The following is a 13907-nucleotide window of genomic DNA, read 5'->3' on the forward strand; positions in this document are numbered from 1 at the left end:
TTCCCAGATCGGTGTCCTTGGGACCTGCTGTGCCCCCGGGGGATTGCTGCACAACCCTGAGGCCCGCCCCGCGACCTCAGGGTGTGGCGCTGCCTCAACCTTGGGGTGGCCGTAGCGGAACCTGCACCCGATTCGGCTAAAAAGTTGCGGCATCGCAGCGAATTTGCGTTGCGTTGCACAAAATTGACATGTTATGGGTATTTATTAGTCATGCCCGGCAAGGGCATTCCCGTGAACCAAGGCAGCGTGATCCATTTCAACGTTCCCGGTTTTTCAGGCTCCGGGGCGTGCAAGGGGTCACATCGAGTCACCCGTTGCGAAGGATACCCCGTCATGACCAACCCGTCCGACCCGTTTTCCGCCTCGATCATTCCGTTTGAGGTTCCCGAACAGATGCGCGCGTTCGCCGAAAAGGGCGTGTCGCAGGCCCGCGACAACTACGCCCGCTTCAAGGACGCTGCCGAGACCCACAACAGCACGGTCGAGGCCGTGTTCACCTCGGTGAGCAAGGGCGCCAGCGAGTACTCGGCCAAGCTGATCGAGTTCTTCAAGGCCAACACCACCTCGTCGCTCGACTTCGCCCAGGAGCTGTTCGGCGTGAAGTCGCCGTCGGAGGCGCTGGAGCTGTGGACCTCGCACACCCGCAAGCAGTTCGAGACCTACACCGCTCAGGCCAAGGAGCTCGCCGAGCTCGGCCAGAAGGTCGCCGCCGAGGCCGCCGAGCCGATTAAGGCCAGCGCCTCGAAGTACTACAAGCCGGCCGCCTGATCTGGCCCGCATAACGTTCGCGGAAGGCCCGGGCCGCGGTCCGGGCCTTTTTGCTGGAGAAAGCCGCCGAAACGGCGTCAGATAGCGGCGGAAATCGCTGCGCTACGGCCTTGCCAAAGTCCGGCGTTGCACCTAGTTTCCGCCCGAAATCGCCGCCCTCTTCCCGAGGAGCCGCGTGCCAGGATGCAGTTGTAGCTCAGTTGGTTAGAGCGCCTGTCTGTGGAACAGGAGGTCGGTGGTTCGAGCCCACCCAACTGTACCAACGAAATCAAGAACTTAGTGCCATCCGACAAATCGCCGATCCGCTGTAGCTACCACCTACCTTATCCCTCGAAAACTGTCGGGGCCGGATCGGAATTTCCACTCGCATTATTTTTCCGAGCATTCGAAGCCCCTAGATGCGCCATTGGGTGCAGGGCCGTAGCCGGGGGTGGCACCTAGGCTGGGCCGATCCAATGCAGTAACCTCATTGGTGCGTGACAACCTATGTTAGCGGAGGTCCTCCGTGGAACATCGAGGCATCAGCTTTTCGGTCATAGAGATGAGCTATCCGAGCGGTTGGAAATGGACCGTGGGAAAGGGCCGGACAGTCTCGGTCGGCGTTTGCGCCACTAGGCTGGATGCGATCCGTCAAGCTCAGACTTTCATTGACGCAATCATGGACTGGGCAGCGTAGAGGGCCGCGGGCGGTTTTCCACGCAATGCCGGAGGCCGCATTGCGGAACTCGCGCGCGCCTTCCGAGTGGATCGGCTCGCACCCGGCCCCGCGGAGGGCGACGCCTCCCCGAGCAGGGCCTGCGCCCCTGCGGGTCCGATACACAGGACGTTCGGGAGCGACACAGAGGCGCCTAGGATCCCTGAGGGCCAGCTCTGAGTGATGTTGGTGTAGATCAATCTTGGTGTAACGAGCCTTGGGGTGTAACAAGCCTTGGGGTGTAACGAGCCTTGGGAGCCTCAGGCCAACCTGTGTTACTCGTTGAATGTGTACCTCTACCAGACAGAATGGTGCGAGAGCTTCCAGGCAGCAGTTAAAATCTGGCGAGTGTTCTCAAAGACTGCCGCGACCTCATATGTGAAAAGGAAGAAGGCGCAATAGAAGGCGCCGGGATACTCATTGCTCCAAAGCAAAAGCCGTTGGCTCAGCGGTATCCTGATTTTTTCACGGCCCATTATGAGCGTGACAGCAGCACCGATTAGGGCACCCACCACGATGTCAGAAGGATAATGATAACCGAGATAGACGCGCGGAAGGGAGATCACAACAAGACTGTACAGGATCGCGAGCCAACCCCAGCGGCGCCAGATCATGAACACACCAACAGCCAACGCAAATTCAAATGCAGCGGTGTCGCTCGGAAAGGAGCTCCAGTTCCACAGTGTCTCAGTGCTGACGTGGTAGGGCAATGTAAAGCCAACCGCAGGATCATGGATTGGGCGTAGCCGGAACGGCAGATAAGACCTGATGATCTTTGTGATCAAAAGTGATGCGATTGTCGCCGCAAGCGTTGAGATGACCAGAGACCGGCGCCGCTTTTGATCGGGGTCACGCTGAAACCAAGCCAGCCACAGCAACGATGTGACAAGGGCGCCTTTGAATACGGCCTGGCCTGCCACGAAGCCTACCGCCGTATCAAATATCGCTGACCGGTGTGCAAACTGGTTGAGAAGTCGTAAGAGATACTCGTCAGGGTTCACGGGCGGCCCGCCGTCTAGAAAACCCACAGTAGGCAGCGCCGACTTGGGCAACTAGATGGCGATCTCAGCACAATCGCCATCCCTTGGATGGGGCTCAGTGCGAAGCTGTCTCGAGTGAAAAATTCGCCATATTTATCAATGCTGAAGCGGGGGGCGGGCAGTCCCCATCCGACTGTACCATCCCACGGAAGCGGCCCGCACGCGACAGTGACACCGCGAAGCCTTCCTGGTCCAAGCGCAAGCCCAAGCTCATAAGTCCAAGCTCGTTGCGCCTTCAGCGCGTCATCTCACCTGCTTGCACTTCTCAAGCTGTTCTCCCACAATTCCCGCAAACGACGCCTTGGGGGGACGCATGGCAATCGCCCGTTCAAGAAGCTTTTCGTTTGCGCTTGTGCTCTCGACGGGACTCGCGGCCGCGTTGTTGCCGACGCGGGGCGAGGCCTATACCGACGAGCAGCAGCAGGCCTGCACGCCCGATGCGTTCCGGCTCTGCAACTCCGAGATTCCCGATGTCGATCGCATCACGGCCTGCATGATCCGGAACCGGGAGCTGTTGTCGCCGCCCTGCAAGGTGTTCTTCCGGTCAGCTCCGGAACCGGGAGGGGTGACTGCGCGTCCCGCGCTCCGGCCGGTCACCAAGCGCAAACCGGCGCATCCGCACAGGGTGAAGAAGTCCAAGTCCACCGCGAGCTAGACGCGGTTGCCGGTCTGGCAGAAGGATGGCGTCACGACGATTTCAAGACCCGCGCGCGCGACAGACTGACGCCTTGTGACGTTGTCACGCAGCATCATCTCTCATGTTTGGTGTTCTGTGCGGATGAGGACTCCATCGCGCCAGGCGCGGGATGGATCAGGAGAGATGCGTGAACGACTTTTACAGACGGGAAATCGATCGGCACTTCGCCTGGTTCGAAGCCAGGCTTCCGGCGCGGCCGGCGCGGTTCGTTGCGTGGCTGCGCAAACCGTCGTCGCGTTACGTGCGGGTTCCGCTCGCGATCTTGCTGGTCCTCGGCGGCATCTTCAGCTTCCTGCCGGTGCTCGGGCTCTGGATGCTGCCGCTCGGACTCCTTTTGTTCGCGCAGGATGTTCCATTCCTGCAGAAGCCGACCGCGCAATTGCTCGGCTGGATCGAACGCAAATGGATCGAGCGCGAGCGCAACAAACGCGCCGCAAAGCGCGCGCGATGAGCCAATCAAGCGGTTAGCTCGCTCCATTTCCAGTTGTGTCATGTGCAAAGTGTGACTCAAAAGCCAAAACGCACCGGTAATCTAGGCGACTTTGCGAATTGCAAGTTTTTTTTCTTTCACGAATCAGCGTGCTGATTCATTTTTGGCTTCTGGGGTCAATGTGGAGGCCAAGGTATGAACGTCATTGTTTTCGCTTCGCGTAAGGGGGGCTCGGGGAAAAGTACCCTGGCTGCTCACCTTGCCGCGCAAGTGCACAAGGCAACGAAGCCCTGTCTGCTGATCGACGCCGATCCGCAGGGCTCGCTGACCCTCTGGCACAAACTGCGCGGCACCAACGAACCGCCGATCAAGACGGCGGTGAATTCGGTCGGCGGCATCATCGCTCAAGCCCAGCGTGACGGCATCGAATGGGTGTTCATCGACACGCCGCCGAATCTCTCGGCTGTGGTCGGCGACGCGATCAAGCACGCCACCATGGTGATCATTCCGGCGCGGCCCGGCGTGTTCGACGTCAACGCGGTGCAGGAAACCATCCAGACCTGCCGCTCGGTGCGCAAGCCCTATGCGGTCGTGATCAACGGCGCGCCTGCACAGCGCGACGGCGCCGAAAGCCGCATCGTTGCGATCGCGCGTGAAGCGCTGGCGAAATTCCGCGCGCCGGTGTGGAGCGGCCAGATCACCAACCGCGCCGATCTGTTGATGGCGCTCGGCCAGGGTGAAGGCGCCCGCGAGTATTACGCGGAAGGCCGCGCCGCCGCCGAGATCAATCGGCTGTGGGCCGCGATCGAACGCTCGATCAAGGCGATCCGCGGTTCGGCGTCGGCGTCCGGCGCGATGCACAAGCAGGCGGCGTAATCACGCCGCTTCGACCTGGAAGGAACGCGCGGGCTCCGCGCGTTTTTTGTGGTCGTGGATATTTGAAATGTCATTCCGGGGCATGCGAAGCATGAGCCCGGAATGACGAGGCAGGTGGCCTTACGCCACCATCAGCATGTAGAAAATGATGACCGGCGCCAGGGTCAGGATCACCGACCAGATGCCGACGGCCCACAAAATATCCTCGATCGTGAAGCCCGGCCTGGCAGCAAGTTTGGACCTCACGGCAATCGAACGCACTTCCGACTTCACGACGCCCCCGTGCAATTCTTGTTTGCAGCGGTGACGGTGATACGCGATCGGTTTTAATATCCCGGCCGCAATTTCGCTCGGATTTGACCACAGGTGCTACCGCCAATTAACCATGGCGGTGCCCACGGCGTCGTGTCAGGCGATCACCAGGCGATAGGTCATGACCGGCGCGAAGCCGATCAGCATCGCCCAGATCAAAAACGACGAGTCGATCAATACGTCATGCCGCCGCTGGGCGCGTTTGCTGATCGGATAGCGCCGATCGTGATCGATGTCGGTGTTCATGAGGTCTCCCCCGATATCGTCCCCGGGGGAGAGCAGTACGCTAAAAGCTCTAAGATTCCCGCTCGCCGCGCCGTCCAAGTTGGCGGCGCCGCATTCACCCTTTCTTCACCGGAAGCCAGCGCCCCCCGAAGGCCTCAGCGCATGCCGCCCTGGTCGCGGATCGCGCCGAGATGCTCGTTGATGCGGAATACGATCAGGATGAATTCGGCGACGATGCGCGAGAACACGATGCCGACAATGATGCTGGCGATCGATGCGAGCAGCAGGACGAAACCGACGAATGGGCTGATCGCCATCGCCGAGAGGCTCGACAGGATGCCGGAGATCCCGAACAGCACGATGACGCCGATCACCAGCCAGTAGAACGTCTTGATGATCGTGGGCGTGATGAAACGGTCCCACTGAAACAGATCCTGGAAATCGAACATCGGTAGTTCTCCCGGCAAGCCGAACATGATTCGCGTCTCATCCTACTGCGTGATAACCGGCTTGATCACTTCATCCCGAAAAGCTTGCGAAGCAAGCCTGTCGAAGGACGAGGCCACCAGCCGGGCCGCATGGCGCGAGACGGAGTGAGAGGTGTCTCCTCACCATGGGGATGGATGCCGCAGTCCGCCTAGCCTGCCCCCTTGCGGCCAAGGGCTAGCCCTGAACCGGGCGCCGGGCAAGTCAGGGACGAGCTATGCGAGTGGACAGGTTGTGATTGCTGCAAATAACGGCCACAATCGGGCTTCCTTCCGGCATATCCTCACCCAATGACCACGCTGACCTTTGAAGACTTCACGCCGGGCCGCTTCGGGACGTTCGGCCCGCGCCATGTCACCCGCGACGAAATCCTGGCCTTTGCCGCTGAATTCGACCCGCAGCCGATGCATCTCGACGAAGAGGCGGCGCAGAAGTCGATGCTCAGGGGCCTGTCCGGCTCGGGCTGGCATCTCGGCTCGCTGATGATGCGGATGCTGTTCGACGGCTTTATCGGCCGCACCGCCTTGCTCGGCTCGCCCGGGGTCAACGAGATGCGCTGGATGGCGCCGCTGCGTCCGGGCGACGATTTGACGCTTGATGTCGATGTCGTCGAGGCGCGCGTCTCGCGCAGCCGGCCGAGCACCGGCATCGTGACCTTCAAGGGCACGATCCGCAATGTGCGCGGCGAGGTGCTGTGCGAGATGGAGTCGCCGATCATCGTCAGCCGTCGCAACGGCGCGGGCGGGTAGCACATGATCCGGACCCGAAGGACCGCGTCAGCGAAAAGTGCGGAGCGGTTTTCCTCGCGACAAGCGCAAGGCGTTTGCGCGGAGATCATGCTCAAGTCAGGACGTTATGCGTATGCGCTTTTTTGAGGACATCGAGATCGGCGCGCGGCGCGATCTCGGCTCGTTCACTTTCACGGCCGAGGACATCAAGCGCTTTGCCTCGCAGTTCGATCCGCAGCGTTTCCATCTCGACGAGGAGGCGGGACGCAAGTCGCTGTTCGGCGGTCTCGCCGCATCGGGCTGGCACGTCGCGGCGGTGTGCATGAAACTGCTGGTCGCCGACGGCAAGCGGCTCGCGGCGGAGGCCGCCGCGAGCGGCGAGCCGGTCGCGGTATGGGGGCCTTCGCCGGGCTTCCGCGAACTGCGCTGGATCCGTCCGGTGCTCGCCGGCGACACCGTCAGCTTCTCCAATCAGGTCGAGACCAAGCGCACCTCGTCGAGCCGTCCCGAATGGGGCATCCTGCAGGGGCGCAACACCGGCACCAATCAGCGCGGCGAAGTGGTGTTCTCTTTCCTGGCGACCGCGTTCGTGCCGCGACGGCATCCCGGTTCCTGATGTTGCCCGCAAGCATCTGATGTTGCAGGAACGCCATGGTTAGCGGACGACTTACACGCGCCCACGCTGTTGTGCGTTGCGTGAAACGCATTTTTTGCTAACGCGTTGTGAACCTTTGTGCCTGCCTATGGCTTCAGGGCACAGCTTCAGGGGATACCCATGGCAGATCGCAGCGCGCTGAAACTGGTCGGCTTGATCTTCGCGACGGTAACGCTCGTTGTGATGCTGGCCACCGGAATGGTCGTGAAGGGCTTTGCCGACGGCGACTATTCGTTCGAGACCACCGCGAGCATCAATCGGTAGGTTGGAGTCCTCTCACCATAGACGCTGATCCCGATTCGCAGGCGCGCGGATCTCTATCGATTCCAGATCAGCACCATCACCGCGGTTGCCACTGCCAGCAGTCCGATAAACCGGATCATGATCGTACCGACGCCTTGCTGCGACCGGCGCAGCGGAATCGGAGCGGTGTTATCCGGTCGAACGCTTTGCATGAATTTCCCCCAAAGATGTCCATCGCCCCGATGGCGCTTGGGATTTGGTGCGGCCTCCGCATTTAAGGTTCAATTCAATTCCCGCAAGAATTGTCTGTGTGATGTGTTGCGTCACACAGGCACGGAGCCGTCTACCGCCAGGACCTGCTCGAGCACGCTTCGAGGGCCATGGCAAAAATGAAGCCGCCGCCTCCCGTTGGGAGAGGCGGCGGCTGTCGGTCTTGGTGAACGTGCCAGATCAGCTGTTGCGCAGACCGTCGGCGGCGCGCTTCCACTGCGTGACGTTGTCGGCGATCATGCGCGTCGACTTCATCGCGGCCTGGCTGAGCTGGGCATAGCCGGAAATCTCACGCTGCACGCGCTGGCCCTCGGCATGCAGGAGGTCGCGCAGGCTCTCGAGCTCCGAGATCAGCTTTTCGATCTCGGCCAGCGACGTGCCGGCAACGCGCTGGATCAGCGAGTTGACGTTGTTGACGGTGGCGTCGGTGTTCGGCTCGACCGGCGCGGTCTCCGGGCTCGCCACGGGCCGCCGCAGATAGGCGATGTCGTTGCGCACGAAGTCGCGGATTCCAGCCTCGACCTCCGAGACGGCGGCGAGGTTGGTGTCGACGTCCGAATTCGTCTCAGCGTCTTCGGATCGATTGGTAACGTTCATCGGCTTTCCCCTGTTCGCATGGCGAAGCGCGGCTGTCCCCCGCACGACGAATTGATGTGATGATAGTTGCAGACCTATGTGTCCCGCCGAATTTGACCGCATCTGGGCCAAGTTGCGGCAATGATTGATCATTAGCACGACAAGGCTAACGGATTCTTCACCACGTCCGCTTGAAGCCGGCGCTGATGCTCTTGCTGGTCGTGCCCTGTGCGGTCTCGCCGACCGAGCCCGAGACGGTGACGCCGTCGAACAGCTTCTGTTCGGCGCCGACCCGGCGCAGCCACCTGTCGTCGGAGGTCGACAGGGTCTGTCCTGCCGTGATGCTGGTGCCGGTGTCGTTGACGGACAGCTTTGCCGATTGGTCGGTGTCGTAGCTCTGCCACAGGTGGCCGGCGATGCCGGGCATCGGCACCACGCCCTGCTGGATGATGTTGTAGCCGCTCTGCAGCGTCAGTGAATATTGATCCGACAGCGGCACCGATTTGCTCAGCGAGGTGCCGATCTTGCTCTGATCGGCGCCGGGATCGACGCGGGCTTCCACCGAGGTCTTGTCCCAGATCGAGGCCACACCGGGCGCTGATATCGAGGCCCAGGCAGAGCCTCCGGACTGAGGCAGGCTGCCGCCATTGGCGACCCGTTCCGACAGCTCCTCCGACGTCGTCAGCGTGCCCTGCCGCGCCACCGTCATGTCGGCACCCACCTGGGTGTCGAGGAACGGTGAGATCGACTGCTTGACCGAGACCCCCGACGTGCCGTTGGCATTGAGGTTGGACGACCAGGACGGGTTGTTGTTGGCGGTGCTGCTCGGCTTGGCCGCGCTCTTCGGCATCAGCGTGGGCAGAGTGGTGGGATCGGTGTTGAGCTGGCTCCAGTCGAGCTTGCTCTCGTCGATATCTTTCAGGATGTCGGCGTCATTTGCGTCGGCCGCCGGCGCCGCTTCTTCGGTCGGGGCGTCGTCCTTGGCGGGCGGCGTCTGCGCTGCGGCCGAAAGTGCCATGGCCACGCTGAAGCCGAGCGCCAACAGCGGCAGCCTCGCCCAGCCAAATCGTGATGTGGTGGTCATTCCCAGCCCGCGAATTCCAGAGCCGCAAGATGCGATTCCCGTGGTACGAAATTGTGGCAACCGGGGTTATGGGGACAAGTTGCCGCCATGCCCGGGCCGGCGCGCCAAGCATGTAGTCGCGCAAGTCGTCGCGGCAACCCGCGGCCCGCTCGGGGCTGGCAAAAACCGGCCCCGGATGCCGGAACGACGGCCCGGACATGACGAACGCGTGAAATCGCGAAACCGGGTCAGACCGCGATACGCGGCAGATGGATCGGATAACCCACGGTCTGCTCGACGAGGTCGAAGCTGTCGACCAGCACGCGGAAGCTGGTCAGTCGGCCGGTCCTGAACTGGGCGAAATGCGCGATCCGCAGCGAAATCGGCTTGTTGGAGTCGAGCGCGGTGAGCGAATAGCGCAGCATCGACGCCGCCGAATCCACGCCCAGCATGATCGACTCGCGGTCGAAGCGGTGCACCCGCAGATTCTCGCCGATCTGCCTGATCACCTCGAGCACGGCGGCCTTGCCGCGGCGCTGGCCGAAAAACGAAAACCGGTCGATCGGCCCATAAATCGCCCATTCGACCTCGTCATCGAGCAAGGGCTCAATGTCTTCAAGCTGGCGTTCGTTGATCGCACGATACAATGCGCGCGAAAAATGCCAGAGACTATGCTCTGTCATTTGTCGTGTTTCCTGAAACTGGATTTCAAAGCAAGCAGACCGCAGGGGCGTCAGCGCCGACACCGTGCCTGGTTGCTGCACATCACTATTGCTGCCGCAGATAGTGCGGATCGGCCAAAACGCAAATGACAATTTTGCAATGCGCAATTGCGCCGGGTTTGATCGGAATGTGAACGGCGCCGGCTTCTCACAGTTCTTAGCGCTCGCGCTGCCGGACCGGCTGCCGCTCGATCGCGATCGCGCTGTCGCGGAGCGCGACCACCGCGAACAGCAAGGCGCCTCCGATGCCGCCGATCGTGGCGCCGAGCGGCATGCAGGTGAAGAACACCAGCATGCCGCTATAGCCTTCAAAATCCGTGGTTTTGAAGATCTCGACCCAAGCGAGCCCGGCCCCGATGCCGAGGGCACCGAGGGCAAGGCCAAGCAGCAGCGCCAGCAATGCGATTTTCATGATGGTTTCAGTCCCGCAACAAGCCATGTGATAGGTCAGCGTTGCGCCGACGAGGTTCAATGCGGGCATACAGGTTTGCGCAGAGCAGGTCTGGCCGCGAGACGGCGCCGCGCCGTTAGAGCCCGGTGGTCAGCGTCGCCGCGATGTCGCGCTCCAGCACCTGCTGGACCAGGTCGAAAGTGTCGATGATCTCGCGGATCTCGGTGATCTTGCCGTCGCGCAGGGTGTAGAAGGCCGCGGCGTCGAACTGCACCACGCGTGCGTTGTCGCGCTTGCGGAAGAAGACGCGGAGCTGGGCCGCGACCTTGTCGCCCGCGGCCACCACGATCGGCGCCTCGTAGCGCATGTCGGAATAGCGGTTGTGGATCGTGGTCCACATCTGGCGCAGCGCGGCCTTGCCGCGGTGCTGGCCCATATGCGGCAGGATGTCGATCGGCGCATTGACGAGGAACGCGATGTCGTCGCTGCAGTGGTCGAGCGCACCCTCGATGCCGCCGGCATAGTAGACATCGAGGAAGTTCAGTACGCGCTGCCGGTTCAGATCCTCGCCCATGGTCGACTCCGCCGGTCTTGCTCCGACCGTCCTTTTCCTCATTGTGGACCGAACTGTTCCACAATCAACCGAATGTTTGACGTGTGAGAGGGGATTTGGGTTCAGCAACCAAGGCGTGTATGGATGCGTGCGATGCACGCGAACGCTTCGTGTGGCGCAATCCGGCCGCCACAGCGGCGCAACGATGTCCATGACCGGATCGCGCGCACGCTGACTCGCCGTGTCCGGGCGTCCTGAACATGTGAAGCAGGCGCGCAGCTGTCCGCGAATTAATGAAACCTCTCCGCACGTGCCCGGTTGGGCCGACATGGGCGACGGATCCGTGACCAGGAGACCCTCATGAAAAGCACCACCCCGCTCGCCGCCGCAATGCTGGCCTTGTCGGGTGTGACCGCCGCAGCGACCAATCAGATGTCGAACCACGCCGGCAAGGCGCCGGCCGCGAGCGACACGCTGTCGCTTTCCGACACCCAGCAGAAGTCGATCTGGAAGGATGTCAGCCGCCACGCCTCGAACCAGACCGCGCCGTCGGGCTTCAACGCCACGGTCGGCGCCGTCGTGCCGTCCAGTGTGAGCACCTATCCGTTGCCGCGCCGGGCCCGCCGCGATGTGCCGGAGGTGCGGCCCTATCGCTACGCGATGACGCAGGACAAGGTGCTGATCGTGAATCCGTCCGACAACAAGATCGCCGACGTCGTCGCCAAATAGGTCGCACGCTGCCGGCGGCGAGCCGGTCCTGACGCCGGTCAAGGCCCTGCTCTCCTCCGGGGCCGGCCGGCGAGGCCGGCTCGCCGTCGCGCCGGGAGTTTGATGGCCGCTTAATCCGCCGGCGCGGCCTTGCGCGTCACGAGGTCGATCGTGAACCGCTTCTTCTTTTCGTAGCCCGGCGGCACAAAGGCCTCGCCGGCTTCGAGGTCGTGGTACAGTTCCTTCGGCTTCGGAAAGCCTTCGCCGCAGGCGGTGCGGATGGTTTCGTCGTCGGCGTAGTCGACGTCGACGGCCACCGAATTCCGCCGCGGGCCCGCGGCCAGATTGGAGAGGCCGAAATATTTCGGGCCTTCGTTGCAGGTCACGACGTTGGAGCCATAGGCGCTCACCGTATCCTCGGCCCTGACCAGGAAGTCGGGCGAGATCGCGATTCCCTTGCCGGCCTTGCTGGTGAACTCCATCCGCGCCACCGCGCTTTCGAGGATGCCCTGGCCCATATGGCCGAGCGCGCAGACCAGCGCGTCCCGCCGCTCGTCCCCTGGCAGGACGATGCAGTCGTGGCCCTGCGCGCCCGGCAGGAAGCGGACGAAGCGGTACGTCTGACCATTCTGTGCGAACAAGGCGACGCCGCCGAAATCGGTGGCGTGCGGTTCGCACTCGCTCTCGTAATTGACGACGAGCAGGGGGCTGCCGGCAGCGAGGAAGCGTCCGGCGTAACGCTCCTTTGTCAACGTCACGTCGCACGCCCGGCCGGCGGCGTTGGGATACGACCTCGCGCGCGTGCAGGTCGATCCCTTGATGCTGGCTGCGGCACAGAAGGTCGAGAGCAGCGTGCGATCGCTGTTCTGCGCCCGAGCCGGATTTGCAATGAAGAGGGCCGCAGCGCAGAACGCCAGCGCGACAACGGGATTGGGTGAACCGGGCATGATCCTGAAAAGGCCGTCCGCAATACGGCGGCAGTTAGAGCATGATCCGGACGGGTGCGCAGCGGATTTCTGCAAAGGAGGGACGGGAACCGGCGGGGCGGCTCGGCCGTTGATCCGGCAGATTTCACCGGAGCCACATGATATGAAATCCGTCTTCCTTGCTTCCGCCATTGCCGTCGCTGCGCTTGCCATTGCGTCTCCCGCCGACGCCAAGGGCTGCATCAAGGGCGCGATCGTCGGCGGCGTCGCCGGCCACTATGCCGGCCATCATGGCATGCTCGGCGCTGCGGCCGGCTGTCTCTATGGCCGCCACCACGCCAAGATGCAGACGCGCCAACAGCAGCAGCAGGCCCAGCCGACGCCGCAGAACAGGCAGCAGGATAAGTTGTGACGCAGCAAGACAAGTTGTGACCTGAGGTTTCCGGAACGCCGCCCGCCAGGGCGGCGTTGTCTCCATGCGTACGGAGACAATAATGACGAAACCAAAGACAAGAAACGTCCAGCCCGTTCCCGACGACAATCAGAGCCACAAGGGCCCCGGCAGCGCACCCGGCGTTCCCCTCGACACCACCAAGGGCCATCGCGACGACGAGAAGCACAATATCCGCGAGCAGGGCGCACACGGCAATCTGATCCAGAACACCAGCAACAAGCGGTCGGGCTAGGGACAGCAACCGCGGCCCGGCTGGTGGCCGTCGTGCTTCGAGACGGCCGCGATGCGGCCTCCTCAGCATGACGGGTCAGCTTCCGATTCACATGTCAAACCGCTTGTTCGTCGTCATCACCCGCGCATGCGGGTGATCCAGTATTCCAGAGACGCCAGTGCTTGCAGGGAGAGGCCGCGGCGTATTGGATGGCCCGCCTGCGCGGGCCATGACAACCGAGAGGATGTGACGCCGCATTCTCGCGACATGATTCGTCCGAGTTTTGCTCTTCGTTTCGCCCCCTATTGAGCAAAGGGCGCAGGGAAGACCGGGTGCCGATCGCACCCATGGGTCCCGTGCAAATGGAAAGCACGGGGGTAGGACCACAGGTGAAACCGGAAACAGCCCGGCCTTCCCTGCGCGATGGTTTACGGCTTATACGTGCTCTCCCCGGCGAGACTGGGCTTTGTTGTCACCGTCATCAGCGAGAGAGCTTACTCTTGCCGATGAGACACCTGCCACTAGGGCGTCAGGCCTGCACGACTTCACCGTCCGCCTCATGCGCACTCGTCAGTTGCACGTCAGGCGTCCACCGCATCTCAACCCAGCACTCGTGACGATCGCGCAGCGCCCCTCGATCGGGTGAGACGGGCGGATTCAACATCTGAGTTGGGTCAATCGCCAAGCGGAAACTTGCCCGTCGGGCTACTTTGTCGCACACGCCGGCAGCCTATCGTCGTTGCAGGCACTGCCGACATGTCCGACTGGCTCAGCTGCTGCTGTGATGCCCTCACAGGCATACATCCAGCGAAGCCCTGATCGATCACGGTGCCGGCTGGTTCGGGACGATCGGACGCCATCCAGCTCGGGCATCCACGG

General features: G+C 62.4%; 20 protein-coding genes and 1 tRNA gene. 11 read left to right on the top strand and 10 right to left on the bottom strand.

Annotated elements, in window-relative coordinates:
- Nucleotides 1–333: 333 nt before the first annotated feature.
- Complete coding sequence (locus MTX23_RS04800; protein ID WP_280975486.1) at nt 334–768, top strand: phasin; 435 nt, start codon at nt 334–336, stop codon at nt 766–768.
- A 185-nt stretch (nt 769–953) separates the two neighbouring features.
- Nucleotides 954–1030 (top strand) — tRNA-His (locus MTX23_RS04805).
- A 728-nt stretch (nt 1031–1758) separates the two neighbouring features.
- Here MTX23_RS04805 and MTX23_RS04810 read toward each other — a convergent pair.
- Nucleotides 1759–2463: a phosphatase PAP2 family protein gene (locus MTX23_RS04810; protein ID WP_280975487.1), complete on the bottom strand. Its 705-nt coding sequence runs from the start codon at nt 2461–2463 to the stop codon at nt 1759–1761.
- A gap of 352 nt (nt 2464–2815) precedes the next feature.
- Here MTX23_RS04810 and MTX23_RS04815 point away from each other — a divergent pair, with 352 nt between their 5' ends.
- From MTX23_RS04815 to MTX23_RS04825, 3 genes are all read left to right on the top strand, one after another.
- Nucleotides 2816–3157 carry a hypothetical protein gene (locus MTX23_RS04815; RefSeq protein WP_280975488.1) on the top strand — a complete coding sequence of 114 codons (342 nt, stop codon included), beginning with the start codon at nt 2816–2818 and terminating at the stop codon, nt 3155–3157.
- A gap of 151 nt (nt 3158–3308) precedes the next feature.
- Nucleotides 3309–3650 (top strand): hypothetical protein, encoded by a 342-nt coding sequence (locus MTX23_RS04820; protein WP_348637545.1) that lies wholly within the window; start codon nt 3309–3311, stop codon nt 3648–3650.
- Nucleotides 3651–3824: 174 nt separating this feature from the next.
- On the top strand, nt 3825–4505 hold the full coding sequence (locus MTX23_RS04825) for a ParA family protein (RefSeq protein ID WP_280975490.1): 681 nt from the start codon (nt 3825–3827) through the stop codon (nt 4503–4505).
- A gap of 120 nt (nt 4506–4625) precedes the next feature.
- On the opposite strand, the gene MTX23_RS04830 is transcribed toward MTX23_RS04825, so the two are convergent.
- The 3 genes from MTX23_RS04830 to MTX23_RS04840 form a co-directional block, all read right to left on the bottom strand.
- Nucleotides 4626–4778 carry a hypothetical protein gene (locus MTX23_RS04830; RefSeq protein ID WP_280978369.1) on the bottom strand — a complete coding sequence of 51 codons (153 nt, stop codon included), beginning with the start codon at nt 4776–4778 and terminating at the stop codon, nt 4626–4628.
- Nucleotides 4779–4913: 135 nt separating this feature from the next.
- Nucleotides 4914–5063: a hypothetical protein gene (locus MTX23_RS04835; RefSeq protein ID WP_280975491.1), complete on the bottom strand. Its 150-nt coding sequence runs from the start codon at nt 5061–5063 to the stop codon at nt 4914–4916.
- Nucleotides 5064–5197: 134 nt separating this feature from the next.
- Complete coding sequence (locus MTX23_RS04840; RefSeq protein ID WP_280975492.1) at nt 5198–5491, bottom strand: DUF4282 domain-containing protein; 294 nt, start codon at nt 5489–5491, stop codon at nt 5198–5200.
- Between the two features lie 327 nt (nt 5492–5818).
- Between MTX23_RS04840 and MTX23_RS04845 the strand changes: the two genes are divergently transcribed.
- From MTX23_RS04845 to MTX23_RS04855, 3 genes are all read left to right on the top strand, one after another.
- Nucleotides 5819–6277 (top strand): MaoC family dehydratase, encoded by a 459-nt coding sequence (locus MTX23_RS04845; protein WP_280975493.1) that lies wholly within the window; start codon nt 5819–5821, stop codon nt 6275–6277.
- 112 nt (nt 6278–6389) lie between these two features.
- Nucleotides 6390–6872: a MaoC family dehydratase gene (locus tag MTX23_RS04850; RefSeq protein ID WP_280975494.1), complete on the top strand. Its 483-nt coding sequence runs from the start codon at nt 6390–6392 to the stop codon at nt 6870–6872.
- 159 nt (nt 6873–7031) lie between these two features.
- Entirely contained in the window at nt 7032–7175 is a 144-nt protein-coding gene (locus MTX23_RS04855) for a hypothetical protein (RefSeq protein WP_201456095.1), read from the top strand.
- 429 nt (nt 7176–7604) lie between these two features.
- On the opposite strand, the gene MTX23_RS04860 is transcribed toward MTX23_RS04855, so the two are convergent.
- The 5 genes from MTX23_RS04860 to MTX23_RS04880 form a co-directional block, all read right to left on the bottom strand.
- The gene (locus MTX23_RS04860) at nt 7605–8021 is read right to left on the bottom strand and encodes a hypothetical protein (RefSeq protein ID WP_280975495.1); all 417 of its coding nucleotides are present in this window, start codon (nt 8019–8021) and stop codon (nt 7605–7607) included.
- A 157-nt stretch (nt 8022–8178) separates the two neighbouring features.
- On the bottom strand, nt 8179–9084 hold the full coding sequence (locus tag MTX23_RS04865; RefSeq protein WP_280975496.1) for a hypothetical protein: 906 nt from the start codon (nt 9082–9084) through the stop codon (nt 8179–8181).
- Between the two features lie 227 nt (nt 9085–9311).
- A complete protein-coding gene (locus MTX23_RS04870) occupies nt 9312–9746 on the bottom strand; it encodes a nuclear transport factor 2 family protein (protein ID WP_280975497.1) in 435 nt (144 codons plus the stop codon).
- A 196-nt stretch (nt 9747–9942) separates the two neighbouring features.
- Nucleotides 9943–10197 (bottom strand): hypothetical protein, encoded by a 255-nt coding sequence (locus MTX23_RS04875; protein WP_280975498.1) that lies wholly within the window; start codon nt 10195–10197, stop codon nt 9943–9945.
- Between the two features lie 115 nt (nt 10198–10312).
- Nucleotides 10313–10750, bottom strand: coding sequence for a nuclear transport factor 2 family protein (locus MTX23_RS04880; RefSeq protein ID WP_280975499.1), 438 nt, complete (start codon nt 10748–10750; stop codon nt 10313–10315).
- Between the two features lie 339 nt (nt 10751–11089).
- Here MTX23_RS04880 and MTX23_RS04885 point away from each other — a divergent pair, with 339 nt between their 5' ends.
- Nucleotides 11090–11458, top strand: coding sequence for a DUF1236 domain-containing protein (locus MTX23_RS04885; RefSeq protein ID WP_280975500.1), 369 nt, complete (start codon nt 11090–11092; stop codon nt 11456–11458).
- 110 nt (nt 11459–11568) lie between these two features.
- Here the strand turns inward: MTX23_RS04885 and MTX23_RS04890 are convergent, their stop codons facing one another.
- Entirely contained in the window at nt 11569–12384 is an 816-nt protein-coding gene (locus tag MTX23_RS04890; RefSeq protein ID WP_280975501.1) for a hypothetical protein, read from the bottom strand.
- A gap of 142 nt (nt 12385–12526) precedes the next feature.
- Between MTX23_RS04890 and MTX23_RS04895 the strand changes: the two genes are divergently transcribed.
- Nucleotides 12527–12775 carry a hypothetical protein gene (locus MTX23_RS04895; RefSeq protein WP_280975502.1) on the top strand — a complete coding sequence of 83 codons (249 nt, stop codon included), beginning with the start codon at nt 12527–12529 and terminating at the stop codon, nt 12773–12775.
- An 82-nt stretch (nt 12776–12857) separates the two neighbouring features.
- The gene (locus MTX23_RS04900) at nt 12858–13049 is read left to right on the top strand and encodes a hypothetical protein (RefSeq protein WP_280975503.1); all 192 of its coding nucleotides are present in this window, start codon (nt 12858–12860) and stop codon (nt 13047–13049) included.
- Nucleotides 13050–13907 lie beyond the last annotated feature (858 nt).

The organism is Bradyrhizobium sp. ISRA436, assembly GCF_029910015.1.
Classification (GTDB): Bacteria; Pseudomonadota; Alphaproteobacteria; order Rhizobiales; family Xanthobacteraceae; genus Bradyrhizobium.